This is a genomic window from Hydrogenophaga intermedia (assembly GCF_000723405.1).
GTDB lineage: Bacteria > Pseudomonadota > Gammaproteobacteria > Burkholderiales > Burkholderiaceae_C > Hydrogenophaga > Hydrogenophaga intermedia.
In genome coordinates, this window is record NZ_CCAE010000027.1 from 34503 (window position 1) to 56755 (window position 22253).

Genomic DNA, 22253 nt, shown 5'->3' on the forward strand with positions numbered 1-22253 from the left:
CGAAGCGAAATCCCATCGCGCGCGATTAAGCTGCGCGCGATGAACACGCCCGCGATCCCCCGCCAAGTCCTCCCCGTCCTGGTCTTTGCCCAGTTCGCGGGCACCTCGCTCTGGTTCGCGGTCAACGCGGTCATGCCCGATCTGCAGCGCGAGCTGGGCTGGGCCACCAGCGCCGTGGGCACGCTCACCTCGGCGCTGCAGTTCGGCTTCATCGCGGGCACGCTGGTGTTCGCGCTGCTGGCCATCGCCGACCGCTTCCCGCCGCGCCTGGTGTTCCTGGTCTGCGCGCTGGCGGGCGCGGCCTGCACCGTGGGCGCCTGGTGGATGGTGCGCGAGTACACCGCCCTGCTGCTGTGGCGCTTCGCCACCGGCTTCTTCCTCGCCGGCATCTACCCCGTGGGCATGAAGATCGCCGCTCAGTGGTACAGCAAGGGCCTGGGCGGCGCGCTGGGGCTGCTGATCGCCGCGCTGGTGGTGGGCTCGGCGAGCGCTCACGCGCTACGTGCTCTCGGTGACGCCCTGCCCTGGCCCACGCTGATGCTGGGCGTGGCCGCACTGGCGGCATTCGGTGGTGTGTTGCTGTACCTGGCCATCGGCGACCCGCCCGGCGCACTGGCGCGCGTGAGCCAGTTGCAGTGGCGCGCGCTCGGCACGGTGTGGACGGACGCGCGCGTGCGCTCTTCGGTGCTGGGCTACTTCGGCCACATGTGGGAGCTCTACACCATGTGGGTCATGGTGCCGCTGATCCTGGCCACGCGGCTGACGGGCACCGACCTGTCCTGGGCCGCGTTCTGGGTGCTGGGCGCCGGCGCCATCGGCTGCGCGGCGGGCGGCTGGGTCGCGCAGCGCTGGGGCAGTGCGCGCGTGGCGGGCACGCAGCTCGCCATCAGCGGCGCCTGCTGCCTGGCCGCCCCGCTGCTGCTGGGCGCGCCCGACGCGGCCTTCTACGCCTGGCTGGTGCTCTGGGGCATCACGGTGTCGGGCGATTCGCCGCAGTTCAGCACGCTGACCGCGCGCAACGCGCCGCCGCAGGCCGTGGGCAGCGTGCTCACGCTGACCAACAGCATCGGCTTCGGCATCAGCATCGTCAGCATCCTGCTGTTCGTGTGGCTGGCCGAATCCGTGTCGATGGGCGCGCTGCTGCCCTGGCTGGCCATCGGCCCCGTGCTGGGCTTGTGGGCGCTGCGCCCGCTGCTGGCCGAGGAACGCGCCGGGCGCTGATCATTCGTCCTTGGCCTCCAGGAATTCCTGCGGATCCGGCAGCGGCGTGGTGTTGACCTGCATCTCCTCGGGCCGCAACTGCTCGGTGAAGCCTTCGATCGAGCCCATGCTCTTGCGGTCTCGCCGCGCCACCGGCTCGGACATCAGGTAGGCCACCGACAACTGCCCCAGCGCGCGCAGCGAGTCGACGTGCGTGCGCTCCTGCGCGTGCGAGGCGTCGGCGCCGAAGCCGATGAGGGCGGTGCGGATGTCGTTGCCCGCTTCCACCGCGGCGGCCGAGTCGCTGCGGTAGAACTTGAAGACGTCGCGCCGGTGCGTGATGCCGTGCGATTGCGCCAGCTTGATGAGCTTGTGCGAGAGGTGGTAGTCGAACGGGCCCGACAGGTCTTGCAGGCAGATGGTGACGGCGCGTTCGTCTGTGGCCTGGCCCGGCGCGGCGATGGCGATGTCCAGGCTCACCATCTCGGCGATGTCGCCGTGCAGCGCGGCCGATGCCCCCGATCCCACCTCCTCGGTGATGGTGAACAGCGGGTGCACGTCCACCGGCAGCGGCGCTCCGCTGTCCCTGATGGCCTTGCAGGCGGTGAGCAGCACGGCCACGGCGGCCTTGTCGTCCAGGTAGCGCGCGTTGATGTAGCCACCGGGCTGCACCTCGGGCTGCGGGTCGAAAGCGATCCAGTCGCCCACGTTGACGCCGGCCTCGGCGAGATCGGCCGCGCTGGACGATGGGAGGTCCAGCCGCACCTCGACGTTGTCCCAGGTGTTCGGCTGGGTGTTGATGGCATCGCCGAAGGCGTGGCCCGAGGTCATCAGCGGCAGGCAGGTGCCGCGGATCTGCTGCGTGTCGGTGAACAGCGTGAGCCGCGCACCCTCGGAAAAGCGCGAGGACCAGGTGCCGATGGGCACCACGCCCACGCGGCCATTGGGCTTCAACTCGCGCACCATGGCGCCCAGCGTGTCCAGGTGGGCCACGATGGCGCGCGCCGGGTGTCGCTCGCGGCCCTTGAGCGTGGCGCGGATGGCGCCGCGGCGCGTGATTTCGTAGGGAATGCCCAGCCCGTCGAGACGGCCCGCGACATAGCGCACCACGGCGTCGGTCAGGCCCACGGGGCTGGGGATCGCCAGCAGTTGCAGCAGGGTCTCTTCGAGGTACGCCTCGTCGAGCGGCGGCAAGGGTTCAAGGGTCCTCTCATTCATGGGGCTGCGACCTCCGTTGGCGCGGTGCCGGGAAAGAGCAGATCGACGAAGCGCTGCGCGGTGGGCTGCGGTTCGTGATTGGCCAGGCCCGGCCGTTCGTTGGCTTCGATGATCACGTAGTCGGGCGCTTCGACCGAGGGCACGAGGAAGTCCAGCCCCGTGACCGGAATGTCCAGCACGCGGCTGGCCTGCTCCGCCGCGGTCTTGAGCGCAGGGTGAAGGCGATCGGTCACGTCGTGGATGGTGCCGCCGGTGTGCAGGTTGGCGGTGCGCCGCACGGGCAGTGATTCACCAAAGGGCAGCACATCGTCGAGCGCCTTCCCCTGGCCCGCCAGGCAGCGCTTCGTCTCGCTGTCCACCGGAATGCGCGACTCGCCGCCCGTGGCCGCGGCGCGGCGTCGGCTCTGTTTGTCGATGAGCTCGGCGATGGTGGACTGGCCGTCGCCCACCACGGTGGCGGGCTGACGCACGGCCGCTGCCACCACCTGGTGGTTGATGACGACGATGCGCAGGTCCTGGCCTTCGCAGAACTGCTCCAGCAGCACGCCGCCGCCGAACTGCGCCGCGTGTTCGATCGCGGTCTCCACTTCCTCGATGGAGGTGAGGTTGACCGCGATGCCCTTGCCCTGCTCGCTGTCCACCGGCTTGACGACGATGGCGCCGTGCTGGCGCAGGAAGGCCTCATTGTGCTCGCGGTCGCTGGCGGTGGCCTGCGCGGGCACCGCCAGGCCCGCGCGTTCCAGCAGGCGCGCGGTCACGCGCTTGTCGGCGCAGCGGCTCATGGCCACGGCGCTGGTGAGTTCGCTGAGCGATTCGCGGCAGGTGACGCCGCGTCCGCCGTGCGTGAGTCGGAAGTAGCCGTGCTCGGCGTCGATCACCTCGACGCGGATGCCGCGCCGCTGCGCCTCGTCCACGATGATGCGGGCGTAGGGGTTCAGGCCGTCGCGGTCGGCGCCCTCGGTGAACAGGGGTTCGTTGATGGCGTTGCGCCGCTTCACGGCGAACACCGGGATGTTCTGGAAGCCCAGCTTCTTGTAGAGCGCGATGGCCTGGCTGTTGTCGTGCAGCACCGACAGGTCCATGAAGGCCCGCCCGCGCGCGATGAACAGTTCGGCCAGGTAGCGCGTGAGCGCCTCGCCGATCCCGGGGTGGCTGGCCTGCGGCGCCACCGCCAGCGCCCAGAGGCTGCTGCCGCCGTTGTCGTCGCCGAAGGCGTCGGCGTGGTCCAGGCCCATGGCCACGCCCAGCACCTCGCCGCTCTGGCGGTCTTCGGCCAGCACGTAGACGCTGGTGCGGTCGCCGCGGTCGCTCCACACGCGCGCCGGGTCCACCGGCACCATGCGGCGCGAGCGGTAGATGGCGTTGATGGCCGCCACGTCGGCGCGCGAGCGCAGGCGGCGGATGGTGAAGCCCTGGCGGCGCGCGCGCTGGGGCGTGTAGGCGTTGAGTGGCAGGCGGAAGGTCTCGGAAGGATCGACAAAGAGCTGCTGCGGTGCGTGCGACACCACCACGTGCGGCTTGTCCAGGTAGAAGGCGATGTCGCGCTCGCCGGGCTTCTCTTGCAGCAAGGCCTGGGCGATGGCAGCCGGGTCCTCGAAGGTATGGCCACCGATGAGGCGGCCCCAGCCGCAGTGCACGATGGCATCGCGGCGCTCGGTGGCCTGGTGGGGAAAGGCGGAGCGCTCCAGGCGCAGGGCGCGCGGCGCGTGCTGGCGTACGGTGCTCATGTCGGGTGTCTCCTGTCTTCTGTCGTTCAACGCAGATGGGTCTGCAGCCACAGCTCCAGCAGGCCGAGCTGCCAGAGCTTGGAGCCTCGCAGCGGCGTGATGTGCTCGCCTGGCGCGGCCAGCAGCGTTTTCACGTAGCCCTCGCGGAACAGACCGCGCTCGCGCGCGGCGCGGCTGTGCAGGGCGTCTTTCACCATCTCCAGCACGCGCCCCTGCAGGTGCTTGAGCGCCGGTACGGGGAAGTAGCCTTTGGGCCGGTCGATGACCTCGCGCGGCACGATGCGTCGAGCCACCGCCTTGAGCACGCCCTTGCCGCCGTCGGCCAGCTTGTGGCGCGCGGGAATGCGCGCCGCGAGTTCGACGAGCTCGTGGTCCAGGAAAGGCACACGCGCCTCCAGGCCGAAGGCCATGGTCATGTTGTCGACGCGCTTGACCGGGTCGTCCACCAGCATCACGGTGGTGTCCAATCGCAGGGCCTGGTCCACCGGGTCGCGGGCACCGGGGGCGTGCAGGCGCTCGCTGATGAAAGCACGCGTGTGGTCCTCGCCCAGCCAGGGGTCCTGCAGCACGCCGCGCATCTCGGTCTGGTCGCGGTCGAGGAAGGCAGTGGCGTAGTCGTCCACCACGCGCTGGCTGCCCGCCAGCTTGGGGTACCAGTGGTAGCCGCCAAAGACCTCGTCCGCGCCCTGGCCGCTCTGCACCACCTTGCTGTGGCGCGCCACCGCCTCGCTCAGCAGGTAGAAGCCGATGCAGTCGTGGCTGACCATGGGCTCGCTCATGGCCTCGATGGCGGCGGGCAGGCGGTCGAGCAGTTCGGCCTCGGGCACGAAGAGGCGCTCGTGCGCGGTGCCGAAGTGGCTCGCCACGATGTCGGCGTACTGGAACTCGTTGCCGATCTCGCCGCCGACGTCTTCGAAGCCCACGTTGTAGGTGCGCAGATCGCGCACGCCCTGCTCGGCCATCAGGCCCACGATGAGGCTGGAGTCCACGCCACCCGAGAGCAGCGCGCCCACGGGCACGTCGGCCACCAGGCGGCGCTTCACGGCGGTGCGCAGACTGTCGAGCAGCAGCTCCTGCCAGTCCTCGAAAGAGCGCTGCTCGTCGGTGGCGTCCCGCTCGAACGACAGCGACCAATAGCGTTCCTCGCGCTGTTGCCCGTCGGGCTCCACGTGCAGCAGCGTGCCGGGCGCCAGCTTGCGCACACCGCGCAGCAGGGTGTGCGGCGGCGGCACGATGGCGTGCAGCGACAGGTAGTGGTGCAGGCCGATGGCGTCGATGCCGCTGTCCACGTCGCCCGCGGCCAGCAGCGCCGGCAGCGTGGACGCGAAGCGCAGGCCACCCGGCACCGGCGCCAGGTACAGCGGCTTGATGCCCAGGCGGTCGCGCCCCAGCAGCACCTTGCCGCTGTCGCGCTCCCAGATCGCAAAGGCGAACATGCCCTGCAGGCGCCGAACGAAACCCGGCCCCCAGGCGTGGTAGGCCTTGATGAGGACTTCGGTGTCGCCGCTGGAGTGGAACTTGTAGCCGCGCGCGACGAGGTCCTCGCGCAGCTCGTGGTGGTTGTAGATGGCGCCGTTGAAGACGACGCCCAGGCCCAGCATGGGGTCCACCATGGGCTGCTGCGCGGCGTCCGACAGGTCCATGATCTTCAGGCGCCGGTGGCCGACGCCAAGCCGGTCGAACACCAGCAGGCCTTGGCCATCGGGCCCGCGGGCGCTCTGCCGGTCGTTCATGCGCGCGATGGCGCCGGGGTCGACGGCGCGGCCGTCAAAACGTATCTCTCCTGCTAGTCCACACATGGCGGTGCTGCCCTCCTGTTCGGATGGCCGATTGGCGCCAAGGCAGTGCTTCGGAAACGGCGGTCGGACCGGTCAGCGCCGGACAGAACCAGGAAACAGCGGGGAGTAGGCGTCGATCGGCCGGTGCACGTCCGCGGCGGGCGGCTCGCCAGGGGCAGGCCATGCGGGAAGCGAATCGCCCGAAGGCGCCCGGCGATGCCGGGGCTCCCCCCACACGGTGACACGGGGTGCACGCGGGTTGATGATGGGGTGGAACCCGGCATTATATGAATTTGTGAATAAAAGTCAAGTTTCAATGTTGATATTTCATATTATGAAGACTCAAAGCACGAGGCGCTGAACCGGACCCGAGAGGCCGGTGGCCGGCATCCAGTCCCACACCGAATCGACGGTGACGGTCTCGATGCGGTCGGCGAACCGCTTCTCGTTCGGGTGGTCATCGAAGGCGATGTGCGCTGTGCCGACGCGCGCGCCCAGCCGCGTGAAGGCGCTCAGGCGCAGCGTGGTGGGCTGGTAGCCCTTGAAGCGCAACCAGGCCTGGGCCTGCTCGCGCGCGCGCACCTGCGGCTCGGCCGCGGCGGCCAGCAATTCGATGCCCCACTGGTTGCTCTGCTGGTAGCGCGTGCTCCACGGGTAGCTCAGCATGTTGTAGTCGCGCGTGTGCAGCGCGCGTGGGCGCTCGGGGTCGTTCAGCGCGGCCAGCAGCGGCGCCTGCAGCGCCGGCGCGGGCACCAGCCAGCTGGCCTCGTGGCGCCACAGGTCGTCCAGGAAAAACTCGCCCAGGCCCTGACGGTAGAGCGCACCCACGGCCGTGCCGCACTGGTTGAGCTTGTGCACCACACGCCAGGGGCCCTCAGGTGTCTTGTAGGCCCAGCCCAGGTGCGAGTAGCGCAGGCGGTACTGGCTCAGGTCCTGCCCGGCGCGCGCCAGCACCACCACGCGCGCGCCGCTGCGTGCGTGCTCGGCGTCCAGGGCATCGCTGGTGCGCTGGGCCAGGGTCAGGCCGCGCTCCAGCGTGGCGGCGGTCAGGGGGCGAGACTCGCAGGAGCGCCCGGCGTGGGCGGTGGGCAGCAGCGCGGCCAGCAGGGCCAGGGCGATGAATGTCTGCTTCATGTTCATGCCCCTCAGTACGTCAGGCGCTCGTTGTGCAACAGCGCACGGCCGAGTTCATTGGGGATGAAGGCCAGCACCTCGCCGACGGTGGACAGCACCACGCCGGCACCGATGACGCTGACCGTGACCAGCGTGCCCACGCCGATGGCGGTGGCAGAGGCCGCGCGGCCCGAGACTTCCACGCTCACGCGGGCGCCGTCCGCGGCGCGTTCGAGCAGGTAGACCGTGCCGGTGGCGCTGGCCTCCACGGCCTTGACGGTGAGCACGGCACCACCCACCGACAGCGCGACGGGCAACGCACTCACCGCGGCGACCGCGCCCGAGGCGGCCACGCCCGAGGCCACCACCGAAGCGACGGGCAAGAGGGACAGCGCAGCGGAGGCCTCGCTCTGGGCGCGCGCCGGCGCGGCCAGCAGTGCGAGGGACAGGCCCGACACCAGGGCGCAGCGATTCAGGAAGGCAAGAAGGGTTTGCATGAGCGTTCTCCTGGGCGTGATGTGGCGTGGGCTCAATGGCTCTGGCCGCGTTCGGCGAGGTCGGCCTCGAAGCGGTCGCGCAGGGTCTTGGCCAGCGTGAACGCGGTGGTGACGAGGTAGAGCCAGCTCACGCCCAGGTAGGCGCGGTAGGTGGGGTTGATGTCCATGCGCAGCAGGCCCCAGGCGGTGAGGCCCATGGCCACGCCGAAGCCGCCCCAGACCACCAGGCGCCAGAACGGCGTCTCGGGCCGGCGCTCGAGCCGGGCCTGCTCGCCGTCGCGGATGGCCTTGGCCAGCACGAACACGCTGCTGAGGCAGAACACGTAGCCCATCACCATGAAGGCGCGGTCCAGCGCCAGGCCGGGCAGCCAGGCCAGGCCCACGGCGCACAAGCCCACCGCGAGCGCGAAGGACACCCAGACCTGCAGTTGCCAGGCGCGGGTGTCGCGCACCACGCGCACAGGACGTGGTGCTTCTGTCGCATAGGGGGTGTGCTGCGCGCGCTCGCTGCGGGTGTCGTTGGCGGAAGAAGATGCATCTGACGCGACCATGAATCACCTGTGGGGGTGGTTGAAGAGGCCGCCATGGTCTGGGTGAACAGGTCAAAAAAGAACCGGCTTTGTGAACCGGTTCAATTGGGGGAGACAACGGGTATGAAAAATCGCTACTCTTCTATCGCCCTCGGAACAGGCCCAGCAGCATCGAGCCGAGCGCCAGCACCAGGAAGATGACGAAGAGGATCTTGGCGATGCCGGCCGCGCTGGCGGCGATGCCGCCAAAGCCCAGCACGGCAGCGATCAGGGCGATGACGAAGAAAACCACGGCGTAATGCAGCATGTCTGGCTCCTCTGCGAGGCCGTTGCGGCGACCTCCGCGTTGCGTTCACAACGACCACCGTTGTGATGGCTTCACTGTAGAAAACTCGGGTGCGCCGCGCTGCAAGCGTGCACCGCGTCCCCCTGTAGGACCGCACCGACGAACGGGCTCCGTGTCGGCCCCGTCCGACGCGGGCCTGGCTCGCACGCCGACAGGCGCCATGAGGCTCGCCGCCGCACACTGCTGGCGACCCCACTTCCCCACCATCACCACCATGCGCACCGATGCCCCCGATCGCCCGCAGCCCCTGCCTCCCGCCCGCTGGTGGTTCGCCCTGTCCTGGCTGTGCGCGCTGACGCTGCTCGCGTTGGTGGGCTGCAGCAGCCTGCCGCCGCGCGAACCGCCGCTGGCGCAGGCCGGCGGACAAGGCCTGGTCACGGTGCGCGGTGCCGACGGCGTGGTGGCCGGCGCGCAGAAGCGTCAGACCCTGCAGCAGCTAGGCAACGAGGGCCGGCACGAACTGCTGCGCCACCACCTGCGCACCCTCACGCAGACCGGCGACGCCGACCTCTACCGCGGCAACCGAACGAAATTGCTGGTCGACGGCCCGGCCACCTTCGCGGCCATGAAGGCCGCGATCGCCAAGGCGCGCTCGCGCGTGCTGCTGGAGAGCTACATCTTCGAGGACCAGGGCGTCGCCGCCGAGATCGCCGACCTGCTGCTGCAGCGCGCCGCCGATGGCGTGACGGTGGCGGTGATCTATGACGCGGTGGGCTCCATCACCACGCCGACGGAGTTTTTCCAGCGCCTCACCGACGGCGGCGTGGCCGTGTGCGAGTTCAACCCCATCAACCCTGCGCGGCGCCCTGGCTACTGGGGCATCACCCACCGAGACCACCGCAAGCTGCTGGTGGTTGACCAGCAGGTGGCGTTCACGGGCGGCATCAACATCAGCCGCGTCTACGGTTCGGGCTCGGCGTCCTGGCGGCGCTCGGCGCGCACATCGGGCGGCGCGCCGATCGACGATGGCTGGCGCGACACGCAGATCGAGATGCGCGGACCGGTGGTGCCCGCGCTGGCAACGGTGTTCGAGGCCACCTGGCGCGAACAGGGCTGCAAGGGCGAACTGGGCGGGACGCCCGACCAGCCGCTGGCGGCCGAACCGGGCGATCGCGTGGTGAAGATCCTGGCGAGCGATCCGCGCGATGAGACCAACCGCATCTACACCGCGCTGATCGCTGCCATCGACGCGGCGCAGGTCGAGGTGCACATCTCGATGGCCTATTTCGCGCCGGGGCAGGTGTTCGTTCAGGCGCTGTGCGACGCGGCGCGGCGCGGGGTGTCGGTGGAGCTCGTGCTGCCAGGGCGCAGCGACTCGTCACTGGTGCTGCACGCCGGGCGCTCGTACTACACGCAACTGCTGCAGGCAGGCGTGCAGATTCACGAGATGGACTTGGCGGTGATGCACGCCAAGACGGCGGTGATCGACGGCGTGTTCTCCACCGTGGGATCGAGCAACCTGGACTGGATCAGCTTCGTCGCCAACAACGAGCTCAACGTGATCGTGCTGGGCGAGGAGTTCGGCGGGCAGATGAACGCGCTCTTCGAGCGCGACCGCAAGGACTCGCGCGCCGTGACGCTGGAGGCATGGGAGCGCCGCGGCCTGGGCGGACGCCTGATGGAGGGCGTGGGGCGGCTGTTCGAGCGGTGGCTGTGAACGCGCCTTCTACTGAATCAAGCCGTTCTTCAGCGCGTAGTACGTCAGCTCGCTGTTGCTGGTGAGCTTGAGCTTCTCCAGCACGCGCGTGCGGTAGGTGCTCACCGTTTTCACGCTCAGGAACATGGCCTCGGCCATGGCGCCCACGGTCTCGCCTTTGGCCAGGCGCAGGAACACCTGCAGTTCACGCTCGGACAGTTGCTCGTGCAGCGGCCGCTCGGCGTCACCCACGGCGTTGTCGGCCAGCAGCTCGGCCACCGACGGGCTGATGTAGCGCCGCCCCCGCGCCACCAGACGGATGGCGTTGACGATTTCCTCGGGCTCGCATTCCTTGTTGAGGTAGCCGCTGGCACCGTAACGCAGCAGCGTGGTGGCGTACTGCGCCTCGGGGAAGCCGCTGAGGATGAGCACGGGCAGATCGGGAAAGCGCGCCTTGATGGCCTGCAGCGCGTCCACGCCGCTGTGGTCGGGCATGGAAATGTCCATCAGCAGCACGTCCACCTCGCCGCCGCGCACCAGATCGAGCGCCTCGCGGCCGTTGTTCGCTTCGCCCGTGACCTTCAGGTCCACGTGCTCGCCGAGGAACTGACGCAGGCCGGACCGCACGATTGCGTGGTCGTCGACGATGCCTACCTTGATCATGGGGGGTTCTCGTGGTGAAGGAAGCGACGCATTTTGGCAGGCCTGCGGCGCCATGCGCGTCGGACGCCTCCTACACAACCCCAGGCTGGCATCGGCGCAGTCCTACACACGCGCGGCGAGCCGCCCGACATCGTCCGCGGCCACGATTTCCTACAGTGACTCCACGGCTCGACGCCATGCGCAGCAGCCGACGCCCCTCACCCGATGGGCGTGTCCAAAACGGCACAACGCCAACCACCAAGGAGCCACACATGAACTGGGATCGCATCGAAGGCAATTGGAAGCAGATCAAGGGCAAGATGACCGAGCAGTGGGGCAAGCTCACCGACGACGACCTCGACGTCGTGGCCGGCCGCCGCGATCAACTCGCCGGCAAGATCCAGGAACGCTATGGCATTGCCAAGGACGAAGCCGAAAAGCAGGTCGCCGCTTGGGAACGCACCGTAAGCGACGACTGGTTCGACCCCCCGGGCAGCCCGCGTCGCCCGCACTGACGCACTGACCACGGCGCACCATCCCCTTCACCTTCCGGACCGGCCACCGCGCCGGTCCCTACGAGAGGAAACCCATCATGAAACCGAGTACCCGATACACCACCCTCGCCGCCGCCATCCTCGCCTCCACGCTGGTCGTGGCCTGCGGTGAACGTGAAGACGCCACCGTGGGCGAACGCCTCGACGGCACGGTGAACGAGGCCCAACAGGCCGGCAGCGAGATGCGAGAGGACGCGCGGCAGGCCGGCACGGAAATGCGCGAAGACGCCCGCCAGGCCGGCCAGGACATTCAGGCCGCCGGCAAAGAAGCCGCCGACACCATCGCCCGCGATGCCGCCGACGCGAGCATCACCGCCAAGGTGAACGCCGCCCTGGCCGCCGACACGCAACTGAGCGCCCTCGCCATCGATGTGGACACCTCCAATGGCCAGGTCGAACTCAAGGGCACCGCCCCCACCGCCGCGGCCAAGGATCGCGCCACCACCCTCGCCGCCGCCGTTGAAGGCGTGGTGAAGGTCGACAACCGACTCACCGTCGAAGCCACGAGCTAATAAACACCCCCCGAGCAACAACAGGAGATTTCCATGATTTCCAGCAAACTGACTCACGCCGTTCTGGCCGCCTCGGCCGCCCTGATGGTGGTCCAGGTCACCGGCTGCGCCGTCGCACGCGACCAGCAGACCGTGGGCTCCTACATCGACGACACGACCATCACCACCCGCGTGAAGGCACGTTTCGCCGAAGACCCGGCGGTGAGCGCGATGTCGCTCAACGTCGAGACGCTCAAGGGCACGGTGCAGCTGTCGGGCTTCGCCAAGTCGGAAGCCGAGCGCAACGCCGCCGGCCGCCTGGCGGCAAACACCCCGGGCGTGAAGTCGGTGAAGAACGACATCGTCGTTCGCTGACCCCGCTGCGGGGCTTCCCCCGCTCCAGTAGGACGTGTCCTACAACACAATCAGCGGACAGGAGGCCCCGGCGGGCACGCGATCACGGCATGATGGCCGTGTTCGCGCTTCACCCGCCGAACCCTTGCCCGCCAACGCCCCCATCGCTCCGTGTCTCCGCTTCGCACTTTCATCGTCGAGGACAACAAGGTCATCTACGACAATCTGGTGTCCACGCTCCAGGAGCTGGCCAACGTCGAGGTGATCGGGCACGCCCGCAACGAGACGGAAGCGGTGAACTGGCTCAGCAAGGTCAACGCCGACGACGCCCGCTTCGACCTCATGATCGTGGACATCTTCCTCCTCACCGGCTCGGGCCTGGGCGTGCTCAAGGCCGCGCAGGACGCCCACCTGCCGGGCCGGCGGGTGGTGCTCACGAACTACGCCACCCCCGACATCCGCAAGCGCTGCGCCCAACTCGGTGCCGACCGCGTGTTCGACAAGTCTTGCGAACTCGAGGACCTGATCAGCTACTGCGAGCGCATCTCCGACGGTTCGGCCACCGCCCCTGGCGATCTGCAATAAGGCGCGGCAGCCATGCCGACGCCCGCCCCCAGCCCCTGGCGCCAGGCCCTCTGGCGCACGCCCCTGGCTGTGGGCCTGGCGGCACTGCTGGCCATGGGCGTGTTCATCGGGGCCGAGTGGACCTACCAGCGCGCGCTGGAATCGCTGGTGAACCTGGGGGGCCGCGACACCGCGCGCAACGCCCTGCAGACCGTGATGCGGCGCCTGCTCGACATCGAGACCGCGCAGCGCGGCTACCTGCTCACCGGCAGGGTGCAGTACCTGGCGCCTTACCAGGCCGCGCGGGGCGACCTGATCAACGCCATCGGCCGGCTGCACGAACACTACCGTGGCGACCCCGAACTCAGCCGCCTGGTCGAATCCCTGGAAGAAACCGCGCTGCAGAAGGTGTCGGAGGCGGCCGAGACCATCTCGCTCTACGACGCCGGCTCGCACGACGCCTGGCGCGGTCTGATGCTGACCGACATCGGGCGCGAAAAGATGGAGTCGGTGCGTCGCATGGCCGACGTGCTGCTGGGCAACGAGGAGCGCCGCATCGCGCGCGAACGCGCCGCCATCTACCGCACGCTGGAAGTGGGCCGCCTGGGCGTGCACGGCCTGGCGCTGCTGAGCCTGCTGGCCTACGTGTTCTTCCTGCGCAGCAACGCCGAGCTGCAGGCCAGCCAGGCGGCGCACGCGCGGCAGTTGCAGGCCGAGCGCGACACCCTGGAGCAGCAGGTGCGCCAGCGCACGGAGGAGCTGAACCTGCTCAACCTGGGACTGCAGGAACTGCGCGAGGGCGAGCGCGGCGGCCTGGCACGTGCCCTGCACGACGACCTGGGCGCCCTGCTCACCACCGCCAAGCTCGACCTCACGCGGCTGCGCCACGCCCTGCCCACCGCCAGCGCCGACGTGAGCGCGCGCCTGCAGCACCTGAACGCCACGCTGGACCAAGGCATTGCCACCAAGCGCCGGCTGATGGAAGGCCTGATGCCCTCCACTCTGCAGAACCTCGGCCTGCAGGCGGCGCTGGAGCAGCGGGCCGATGAGCTGCATGAGCGCATCGGCGTGGCGGTCGAGCTCGACCTGCAGGCACTGGAACTCGAGTCCTCCATCCGGCAGGCGCTCTTCGCCGTGGCGCAGGGAGCGCTGTCCAACGTGGAACGCCACGCTGGCGCCAGCCGCGTGTCGCTGAGGCTGACCAGCGAGAACGGCACCGTCATGTTGGCGGTGGCCGACAATGGCCGCGGCTTCGTGGACGGCGGCGGATCGAACTCGGGGCGGGGCCTCAAGCTCCTGCGCCACCGCATCGAATCCCTGGGTGGCACCTTCACCGTATTCAGCGCGCCCGACGATGGCACCCGCGTCGAGGTGCGCCTGCCCGAACGCCATGCCCACGCCGCGCCAGCGGCACCGATGGAGAACCCACGCGCATGAGCCTCATCAAGTCGTCGCTGGAGCGCGCCGCACGCACCCGCTGGGTGATGCCTCTGATCGTGGCCCTGGCCATCGTGGTCATGGCCATCAACGAGAGCAGCTACCGGCATTCGAGCAGTTCGCTCAAGCAGGGCATCGCGCTCACCGACGCCCGCATGCAGGCCGCGCGCACGCTGCAGGCCCTGACCGACGCCGAGACGGCGGCGCGCGCCTTCATCGCCAGCGGCAACCCGGGCGACCTGGCCAACTACCGCGCGGCCGTGCGCGACATGGCCATCGTGCGTCCGGGGGCCTTCGAATGGCTCGTCCAGCTCGACCCGCAGCGCAAGGCCTCCATCGACACCGTGCGCCAGCGCGTGGTGGAGCGCAACGCCATGCTGGCGCTGTGGGTGGAGATGACCGAGAAAGGGCAGAACACGCAGGCCCAGGTACTCGCCAGCGGCGAACACGGGCGTCAGCTCTACGCCGACCTGCGCGAGGAGTTCGACGGCGTGCTGGAGCGCGCCAGCGCCATCCAGGGCAAGGCGCGCACCTCGCTGCGCGACGCCATTCTGATCAACCGCGTGGCACTGCACGGGCTGGTGCTGATCTCGCTGCTCGCGCTGGGCCTGTTCATGCGCCAGATTCGCGAGTCCGACGAGCGCAAGGCGCAGGACGCCGCGCGCAAGGCCGAGGAAAACGAACGCCTGGCTCAGCAGGTGGCCCTGCGCACCACCGCGCTGCGCAATCTGGCGGGTCACCACGTGAACGCGCGCGAGGACGAGCGCGGCCGCGTGGCGCGCGAACTGCACGACGAAATGGGCGGCCTGCTCACGGCGATGAAGCTGGAGTTGGCGCGCCTGCGCCGCGTGCCGGACCTGCCCGACGCGGCCAAGGACCGCCTGGCCGGCCTCGACCAGCGCGTCAACGAAGGCATCGCGGTCAAGCGCCGCATCATCGAGCACCTGCGGCCCTCTTCGCTCGACCAGCTCGGCCTGGTCCCCGCGTTGGAGATGCTGTGCCAGGAGGCCGCGGGCCGGCTGGGCATTCCGGTGCACACGCAGTTCTCACCGGTGGCGCTCTGCAAGGACTCCGAACTCACGGTCTACCGGCTGGTGCAGGAGTCGCTGACCAACGTAAGCAAGTACGCCCAGGCGCGCGAGGTCTGGGTGACGCTGGAACAGGCCGGCGACACGGTGCGTGTCACGGTGCGGGATGACGGCCGGGGATTCGACGTGGACGACGTGCCCGCCGGCCACCACGGGCTGCTGGGCATGCGGGTGCGCGTCGAGTCGCACGCGGGGCAGTTGCACATCGCCAGCGCGGCGGGACAGGGCACCCGTGTGGAAGCCGAACTGCCCGCCCGGCCGCCCGAACCCACGGACCCGCCGCCCGCCTGAGCCGGTGCCCTCAGGGCCAGGACAGCATGTCCGTGGCGGCCTCGCTGAGTTCCGCGACGGCCCGGAGGAAGTGGCGCTCGGGCTCGGCGCCTGGGTGCGACACCGCGGCCACCACCGCAATCACCAGGGTCGCGAGATACGCCACGATGGCGGAAACGGCGCTGTACAGGACGCTGTGCATTGGGGCTCCTCCGTGCGCGGGCCGGGTGCTGGGCGCTTGGCATCTCCGGCCGCAAGGCCCCACTGTAGGCAGGGGTGCGGGCGCGCCCGGCCGGACAAAGGCGTCTCGGAGCGTCAGCGCAGTCCTACAACACCGGCACCACACCGTGCCCCGCGTGTAACCACGCCGAAATCGCTTCATGGATAATTGAAACCAAATTACATGCCCGCCGGTGTTCCGGCCCCTCAGGAGACTGCGTCCATGCTCACGCGCGCCACCAAGATCGTTGCCACCCTCGGCCCCGCCTCCAGCGACCCGGACCTGCTCGAAGCCATGATCCGCGCGGGCGTCAACGTGGTGCGGCTGAACTTCTCGCACGGCACCGCGCAGGACCACATCGACCGCGCCCGCCTGGTGCGCGAAGCCGCGCAACGCGCCGGCCGCGAGGTGGGCATCATGGCCGACCTGCAGGGTCCCAAGATCCGCGTCGGCAAGTTCACGCAGGGCAAGATCCAGTTGGTGCCGGGCGAGAAGTTCGTGCTCGACGCCGCCCGCACCGAACCCGGCGACCAGGACGGCGTGGGCCTGGACTACAAGGAACTGCCGCGCGACGTGAAGCCGGGCGACACGCTGCTGCTCAATGACGGCCTGATCGTGCTCACCGTGGATTTCGTGCAGGGCCCGGCCGTGCACACCACCGTCAAGCTCGGCGGCGAGCTGTCCAACAACAAGGGCATCAACAAGCAGGGCGGCGGCCTCACCGCGCCCGCGCTCACCGCCAAGGACATGGACGACATCAAGACCGCCATGGGCCTGAAGGCCGACTACGTGGCGGTGAGCTTCCCCAAGAACGCCACCGACATGGAACTGGCGCGCCAGCTCTGCGCCGTGGCCGGCGGCGGCCACAAGCCGGGGCTGATCGCCAAGATCGAGCGCGCCGAGGCGATTCCCGAACTTGCCAACATCCTCAAGGCCTCCGACGGCATCATGGTCGCGCGCGGCGACCTGGCGGTGGAAGTGGGCAACGCGGCGGTGCCGGCGCTGCAGAAGCACATGATCCGGCTGGCGCGCGAGATGGACAAGGTCGTCATCACCGCCACGCAGATGATGGAAAGCATGATCGTCAATCCCGTCCCCACGCGCGCGGAGGTGAGCGACGTGGCCAACGCCGTGCTCGACGGCACCGACGCGGTGATGCTCAGCGCCGAGACCGCCGCCGGCAAGTACCCGCTGGAGACCGTGAAGGAAATGGCCGCCATCTGCCTGGAGGCCGAGAAGGCCGACCGACACGAGCTGGGCGCGGACTTCCAGGGCAAGACCTTCACGCGCATCGACCACAGCATCGCCATGGGCGCACTGTTCACCGCGCACCACCTGGGCGCCAAGGCCATCGTGGCCCTCACGGATTCGGGCTCCACCGCGCTGTGGATGAGCCGCCACATCGTGCGCATCCCCATCTACGCGATGACGCCCAACCTGACCACGCAGCGCCGCATGACGCTCTACCGCAATGTGCGCCCGCTGCTGATGGACAACAACGCCGACCGCGACAACGCCCTGGTCGACGCCGAGTCGCACCTCAAGAAGCGCGGCATCGTGCAGTCCGGCGACGTCTACGCCATCACCGTGGGCGAGCCCATGGGGCAGCCCGGCGGCACGAACACCTTGAAGATCTGCCGCGCGGCCTGAACCTCAATCGAAGCGCATCGACACACCGGTCACGAACATCGCGTCGGTCTTTTTCAGGTTCGTGCCCGGATCGCTGTCGTAGCGGTAGTTCAGGCCCGCGGTGAGGTTCACGGTCTGCGTCATGGCCACCGTCAGGCCCACGTCGAACACCGCGCGGTATTTGCCCGACTCGCGCAGGTCGGGAAACAGCGAGAACTTCTGGCGCAGGCTGGTGGAGTCGGTGAGCTTGTGGCTCGATTCCTCCGACAGCACCAGCTCCATGCGGCCGTAGCGCTCGCGCGTTTCGCCCGCGATGTTGGTGGGCGTGATGTACCGGTCGTGGGTGTAGCCGATACCACCGGAGACATCGAAGAAGCCGCTGTCGTCGCTCCAGATGTGGCGGCCCACACCGGTGGCGACGGAATAGCGCGCGGCGATGTTGGCCAGCCGGTCGCGCTGCCACTCGCCCGAGCCGAAGCCGAACCAGTCGATCGAGAAGTCGCGGTTGTACTGGGTGCGCAGGCCGTAGCGCTCCACCGTGTCCACGTCGTTGCTGCGCGCGCGATCGGCCTTCGCGTTCCAGGTCCACTTGTCGAAGGTGGTCTGGCGAGCGCCCTCGGCCGCCACGTTCACGGTCGCTGCGTCGTTGTTGCCGGACGAGAAGTTGGCGCCCGCTGTCAGCAGGTACCTCCACTGCCCGTCGGGCTTGAGCGTGACCTGGGCCTGCGAAAGCGCGGGCATCAGCAGCGCGGCGGAGGTAAGGGTCGCGATCCTCAGGTGGCGACGTGACATGGCGCTTCCTTTCTTGTTGTGCCGAAAGCCTGAACGTGTGCCTTTGCGGGCCCACAGTTCCCCACGGGGTTGTGACGATTGGTGACATGACCAACGTGTGAAAGCACACGTAAGGCACCGGGGGCATGGGAACCGGCGCGCGCAGGTCGAAAGTTAAAATCCCGGGTTACACCACGGTTACCAACGACTCAACGCACCAAGAGGAATCCCATGGCACTCGTCTCCATGCGCGAACTGCTCGACCACGCCGCCGCCAACACCTACGGCATCCCGGCGTTCAACGTGAACAACCTCGAACAGGTGCAGGCCGTCATGGCCGCAGCCGACGAAGTGGGCGCTCCCGTCATCCTGCAGGCCAGCGCCGGCGCGCGCAAATACGCGGGCGAACCCTTCATCAAGCACCTGATCCAGGCCGCCATCGAGATGTACCCGCACATCCCGCTGGTCATGCACCAGGACCACGGCCAGAGCCCCGACGTCTGCCAGGGCGCGATCAACCTGGGCTTCTCCTCCGTGATGATGGACGGCAGCCTGGAAGCCGATGGCAAGACCATCGCCAGCTACGACTACAACGTGGACGTGACGAAGAAGGTCGTCGACATGGCCCACAAGCTGGGCGTCACCGTCGAGGGCGAACTGGGCTGCCTGGGCAGCCTGGAGACCATGAAAGGCGACAAGGAAGACGGCCACGGCACCGATGCCACCATGACGCGCGAGCAGCTGCTCACCGACCCCGAGCAGGCCGCCGACTTCGTGAAGAAGACCCAGCTCGACGCGCTGGCCATCGCCATCGGCACCAGCCACGGCGCCTACAAGTTCACCCGCAAGCCCACGGGCGACATCCTGGCCATCGAGCGCATTGCCGAGATCCACCGCCGCCTGCCCAACACGCACCTCGTCATGCACGGCTCGTCCAGCGTGCCGCAGGAGCTGCTGGCCCAGATCAACCAGTACGGCGGCAAGATGAAGGAGACCTACGGCGTGCCCGTCGAGGAGATCCAGAAGGCCATCAAGTTCGGCGTGCGCAAGATCAACATCGACACCGACATCCGCCTGGCCATGACCGGCGCGGTGCGCAAGTTCCTGACCGAGAACCCCGACAAGTTCGATGCCCGCGAGTGGCTCAAGCCCGCGCGCGAGGCCGCCAAGCAGATCTGCAAGCAGCGCTACATCGAGTTCGGCTGCGAAGGCCAGGCCGGCAAGATCAAGGGCGACACGCTGCAGGTCGTGGCCGGCAAGTACGCCAAGGGCGAGTTGGCGCAAGTGGTGAACTGATCCCGCACCCCACCCGCGCGTCGCGCCACGCCACCGCACCGGTTCGCCGGCGGTGGCGTTCGCTTTTGGCGCGTCCTCATCGCACCGCCGAGGGCGACACCAGGGTTCAGTCCCGCCAGCCCCCGGCCTGGATCGCCGCCACGATCTCGCGCCCCGTGCGCACCAGCGCGGGCGCGAAGTCATCGTGCAGCAGCGCGCCCTTGAGCCGCGCCGCCGGCCCGCCCACGGTGAGCGACAGCGGCTCACGGCCGTCGCCCAGGTCCAGCCCCACCCCGATGGCGGCGATGTCCTGCTCCCATTCGGACGAAGACTCCACATAGCCGCGCACCGCGTGGTCGGCCTCGGAGCGCCGCAGGCCCGCTTCGCGCTCGGGCCAGCGCGCCGGGTCCTCGGCCCGCAGGTGGCGCGAGATGAGCGAGCGCATGCCCGGCGTGGAGACGCACCACATGGCGCGGCCCATGGCCGTTTCGGCGAACGGCAGGCGCGTGCCCACGTCCAACCCCAGGATGAGGCGCGCCGTGCTGCGGCAGTGCGCCACGTAGACCATGGAGGTGCCGTGCCGCACGCCCAGCGAGATGGCGGCCTGCGTGTGCTCGGCCAGGGTCTCCATGAAGGGTCGCGCCAGGCGCCCCACCTCGAAGTTGGACAGCACGCTGAAGCCCAGCGAGAGCACCGCCGGGCTCAGCGCGTATTCGCCCGTGGCGGCGCGGTGGCGCAAATAGCCCAGGCTGGTGAGCGTGAACGTCAGCCGCGAGACGGTGGCCTGCGGCAGGCCGCTGCGGCGCGCGAGTTCCTGGTGCGCGAGCCAGCGGTCGGTGGGGCCGAAGCAGCGCAGCAACTCCAGGCCTCGCGCGAGCGCGGTGACGAAGCGGCGGTCCTGTGCCGGGTCGGCCTCGTCCGGGGTAGGTGAAGGAAGCTGGCGTTGACGTCCCATGAAAGCGATGATTTTCAAATATTCCGCTGAACGGAATTTAAGTCGCCAAGGTGCCTGTGGCCCATGCTCGATTTCCCTGAGCAGCATTGACGATGTCAGACGCTGCGTCGCATATTGACTGCACGCCAGGTTGTTTTCCGATCAGCGGAATATCCGGCGACCAGCACATGACACCGACTCTCTCCGACCATTGGCCACCCGGTCTGCCGCGCGGGCTCGCGCTGCCGCCGGTGAACGTGTTCCACAACCTGGCCGCGTCGGCCGAGCGCCACCCGGACAAGCCCTTCACCGTTTACTACGACACCCCGCTGAGCTACGCGCAGGCCTTGCGCGAGGCCGAGCGCATCGCGGCCTTTCTGCAGCAGCGCTGCGGCGTGCGGGCCGGCGACCGCGTGCTGCTGTGCCTGCAGAACAGCCCGCAGTGGGCGCTGGCCTTCTACGGCATCCTGCGCGCCAACGCCGTGGTGGTGCCGGTGAACCCCATGAACCGCGAGGAGGAGCTGCGCCACTGCGTCGACGACAGCGGCGCGCGCGTGGCCGTCGTCGCGCACGACTTATTGCCTTTCGTGCGGCCCCTGCTGGCCGAGGCCGGCACCGACGACGGCACGGGCCTGAAGCACGCGATCGTGGCCACCTACAGCGACCACCTGCGCGAACCCACCGACCTGCGCGTGCCGGACTTCGTGCGCGCGCCGCGCGAGGCCCTGGACCACCCCGCCCTCACGGCCTGGGCCGACGCCGTGGCTGCTGGCCTCCGTCCCGGCCCGCTCAGCGCAGGGCCCGACGACCTGTGCGCCATGCCCTACACCTCGGGCACCACCGGTCTGCCCAAGGGCTGCATGCACACCCACCGCAGCGTGATGGCCACGCTGGTGGGCGGCGTGCGCTGGTTCGGCACCACGCAGGACGCGGTCTGCCTCTCCGTACTGCCCTTCTTCCACGTCACCGGCCTGTCGGGCAGCCTCAACGGGCCGATCTACGCGGGCGCCACACTGATCGTGCTGTCGCGCTGGGACCGCGAGGCCGCTGCCATCTGCATGGCGCGCTACGGCGTCACCGTGTGGCAGGCCATCTCCACCATGGTGATCGACTTCCTCGCATTGCCAGCGCTCGACCGTTTCGACCTCTCGCGCCTGAGCTGCGTGCGCGGCGGCGGCGCGGCCATGCCCGACGCCCTGGCCGCGCGCCTGAAGGCCCTCACCGGGCGCGACTACATCGAGGGCTACGGCATGACCGAGACCATGGCCGCCACGCACATCAACCCGCTGCACCGCCCCAAGCGCCAGTGCCTGGGCTTGCCGGTGTTCGAGATCGATGCCCGCGTGATCGACCCCGAAACGCTGGCCGAACGGCCCGTGGGCGAGACCGGCGAGATCGTCGTGCACGGCCCGCAGGTGATGCAGGGCTACTGGCGCAACCCGCAGGCCACGGCGGAGGCCTTCATCGAACTCGACGGCCAGCGCTTCCTGCGCACCGGCGACCTCGGCCACGTCGACGCCGAGGGCTACTTCTTCATGACCGACCGCCTGAAGCGGATGATCAACGCCAGCGGCTACAAGGTCTGGCCGGCCGAGGTGGAAGCCCTGATGTACCGCCACCCCGCCATCCAGGAGGCCTGCGTGATCGGCGCGCGCGATCCGCGGCGCGGCGAGACGGTCAAGGCCCTGGTGGTGCTGCGGCCCGAGCAGCGCGGCCAGGTGAGCGAGCAGGACCTCATCGACTGGGCGCACGGCCAGATGGCCGCGTACAAGAGCCCGCGCATCGTGGAATTCGTGGCCGCGCTGCCCCGCTCGGGCAGCGGCAAGGTGATGTGGCGCGAGCTGCAGGAACAGCAGGCCGCGCGCGACGCCACCAACCCATCACCTTCGTGATTTCCCGCGCCGTGCGCTGCGCGGCATCCATCGCCATCCGGCACACCACCCGCAAGGAGACAACACGATGACCCGTCCCACCCATCC

Annotated in this window: 22 protein-coding genes; 11 read left to right on the plus strand and 11 right to left on the minus strand. The window is 69.1% G+C overall.

The genetic code is table 11. The annotated features are described in order from the left end of the window. Positions 1–39 precede the first annotated feature (39 nt). A complete protein-coding gene (locus tag BN948_RS15565; RefSeq protein ID WP_009515899.1) occupies positions 40–1221 on the plus strand; it encodes an MFS transporter in 1182 nt (393 codons plus the stop codon). On the opposite strand, the gene BN948_RS15570 is transcribed toward BN948_RS15565, so the two are convergent. From BN948_RS15570 to BN948_RS26215, 7 genes are all read right to left on the minus strand, one after another. After that, entirely contained in the window at positions 1222–2418 is a 1197-nt protein-coding gene (locus tag BN948_RS15570) for an osmoprotectant NAGGN system M42 family peptidase (RefSeq protein ID WP_009515898.1), read from the minus strand. Beyond that, positions 2415–4145: an N-acetylglutaminylglutamine synthetase gene (gene ngg / locus BN948_RS15575; RefSeq protein ID WP_009515896.1), complete on the minus strand. Its 1731-nt coding sequence runs from the start codon at positions 4143–4145 to the stop codon at positions 2415–2417. Before ngg ends, BN948_RS15570 begins: the two co-directional genes overlap by 4 nt. Before the next feature lie 26 nt (positions 4146–4171). Next, on the minus strand, positions 4172–5944 hold the full coding sequence (locus tag BN948_RS15580; RefSeq protein WP_009515894.1) for an N-acetylglutaminylglutamine amidotransferase: 1773 nt from the start codon (positions 5942–5944) through the stop codon (positions 4172–4174). 321 nt (positions 5945–6265) lie between these two features. Next, the gene (locus BN948_RS15585) at positions 6266–7057 is read right to left on the minus strand and encodes a DUF2145 domain-containing protein (RefSeq protein WP_009515892.1); all 792 of its coding nucleotides are present in this window, start codon (positions 7055–7057) and stop codon (positions 6266–6268) included. A gap of 11 nt (positions 7058–7068) precedes the next feature. Beyond that, positions 7069–7533: a hypothetical protein gene (locus BN948_RS15590; RefSeq protein ID WP_009515890.1), complete on the minus strand. Its 465-nt coding sequence runs from the start codon at positions 7531–7533 to the stop codon at positions 7069–7071. Between the two features lie 32 nt (positions 7534–7565). Then, a complete protein-coding gene (locus tag BN948_RS15595; protein ID WP_009515888.1) occupies positions 7566–8084 on the minus strand; it encodes a YiaA/YiaB family inner membrane protein in 519 nt (172 codons plus the stop codon). A 121-nt stretch (positions 8085–8205) separates the two neighbouring features. Next, positions 8206–8370: a DUF1328 domain-containing protein gene (locus tag BN948_RS26215; RefSeq protein WP_009515886.1), complete on the minus strand. Its 165-nt coding sequence runs from the start codon at positions 8368–8370 to the stop codon at positions 8206–8208. 199 nt (positions 8371–8569) lie between these two features. Here BN948_RS26215 and BN948_RS15605 point away from each other — a divergent pair, with 199 nt between their 5' ends. After that, complete coding sequence (locus BN948_RS15605; RefSeq protein WP_158515852.1) at positions 8570–10066, plus strand: phospholipase D-like domain-containing protein; 1497 nt, start codon at positions 8570–8572, stop codon at positions 10064–10066. A 9-nt stretch (positions 10067–10075) separates the two neighbouring features. Here BN948_RS15605 and BN948_RS15610 read toward each other — a convergent pair whose 3' ends face one another. Next, positions 10076–10708 (minus strand): response regulator, encoded by a 633-nt coding sequence (locus BN948_RS15610; protein ID WP_009519597.1) that lies wholly within the window; start codon positions 10706–10708, stop codon positions 10076–10078. 251 nt (positions 10709–10959) lie between these two features. Between BN948_RS15610 and BN948_RS15615 the strand changes: the two genes are divergently transcribed. From BN948_RS15615 to BN948_RS15640, 6 genes are all read left to right on the plus strand, one after another. Continuing rightward, positions 10960–11202 (plus strand): CsbD family protein, encoded by a 243-nt coding sequence (locus BN948_RS15615; protein WP_009519598.1) that lies wholly within the window; start codon positions 10960–10962, stop codon positions 11200–11202. A gap of 77 nt (positions 11203–11279) precedes the next feature. After that, on the plus strand, positions 11280–11753 hold the full coding sequence (locus BN948_RS15620; protein ID WP_009519599.1) for a BON domain-containing protein: 474 nt from the start codon (positions 11280–11282) through the stop codon (positions 11751–11753). A gap of 33 nt (positions 11754–11786) precedes the next feature. Further along, entirely contained in the window at positions 11787–12107 is a 321-nt protein-coding gene (locus BN948_RS15625; protein ID WP_009519600.1) for a BON domain-containing protein, read from the plus strand. A gap of 150 nt (positions 12108–12257) precedes the next feature. After that, positions 12258–12671: a response regulator gene (locus BN948_RS15630; protein ID WP_009519602.1), complete on the plus strand. Its 414-nt coding sequence runs from the start codon at positions 12258–12260 to the stop codon at positions 12669–12671. A gap of 12 nt (positions 12672–12683) precedes the next feature. After that, entirely contained in the window at positions 12684–14087 is a 1404-nt protein-coding gene (locus tag BN948_RS15635) for a CHASE3 domain-containing protein (RefSeq protein ID WP_009519603.1), read from the plus strand. After that, a complete protein-coding gene (locus BN948_RS15640; protein ID WP_009519604.1) occupies positions 14084–15466 on the plus strand; it encodes a sensor histidine kinase in 1383 nt (460 codons plus the stop codon). Before BN948_RS15635 ends, BN948_RS15640 begins: the two co-directional genes overlap by 4 nt. A gap of 10 nt (positions 15467–15476) precedes the next feature. Here the strand turns inward: BN948_RS15640 and BN948_RS26695 are convergent, their stop codons facing one another. Further along, on the minus strand, positions 15477–15647 hold the full coding sequence (locus BN948_RS26695) for a hypothetical protein (protein ID WP_009519605.1): 171 nt from the start codon (positions 15645–15647) through the stop codon (positions 15477–15479). 240 nt (positions 15648–15887) lie between these two features. On the opposite strand from BN948_RS26695, the gene pyk reads away from it, so the two are divergent. Continuing rightward, positions 15888–17315: a pyruvate kinase gene (pyk, locus tag BN948_RS15645; RefSeq protein WP_009519606.1), complete on the plus strand. Its 1428-nt coding sequence runs from the start codon at positions 15888–15890 to the stop codon at positions 17313–17315. Positions 17316–17318: 3 nt separating this feature from the next. On the opposite strand, the gene BN948_RS15650 is transcribed toward pyk, so the two are convergent. Further along, positions 17319–18086 (minus strand): DUF481 domain-containing protein, encoded by a 768-nt coding sequence (locus BN948_RS15650; RefSeq protein WP_009519607.1) that lies wholly within the window; start codon positions 18084–18086, stop codon positions 17319–17321. Positions 18087–18296: 210 nt separating this feature from the next. On the opposite strand from BN948_RS15650, the gene fba reads away from it, so the two are divergent. Next, positions 18297–19361, plus strand: coding sequence for a class II fructose-bisphosphate aldolase (gene fba, locus BN948_RS15655; protein WP_009519608.1), 1065 nt, complete (start codon positions 18297–18299; stop codon positions 19359–19361). A 106-nt stretch (positions 19362–19467) separates the two neighbouring features. Here fba and BN948_RS15660 read toward each other — a convergent pair whose 3' ends face one another. Then, complete coding sequence (locus BN948_RS15660; protein ID WP_009519609.1) at positions 19468–20295, minus strand: IclR family transcriptional regulator; 828 nt, start codon at positions 20293–20295, stop codon at positions 19468–19470. 167 nt (positions 20296–20462) lie between these two features. On the opposite strand from BN948_RS15660, the gene BN948_RS15665 reads away from it, so the two are divergent. Next, positions 20463–22166, plus strand: a complete 1704-nt coding sequence (locus BN948_RS15665) for a long-chain fatty acid--CoA ligase (protein WP_009519610.1) — start codon at positions 20463–20465, stop codon at positions 22164–22166. Positions 22167–22253: the final 87 nt, after the last annotated feature.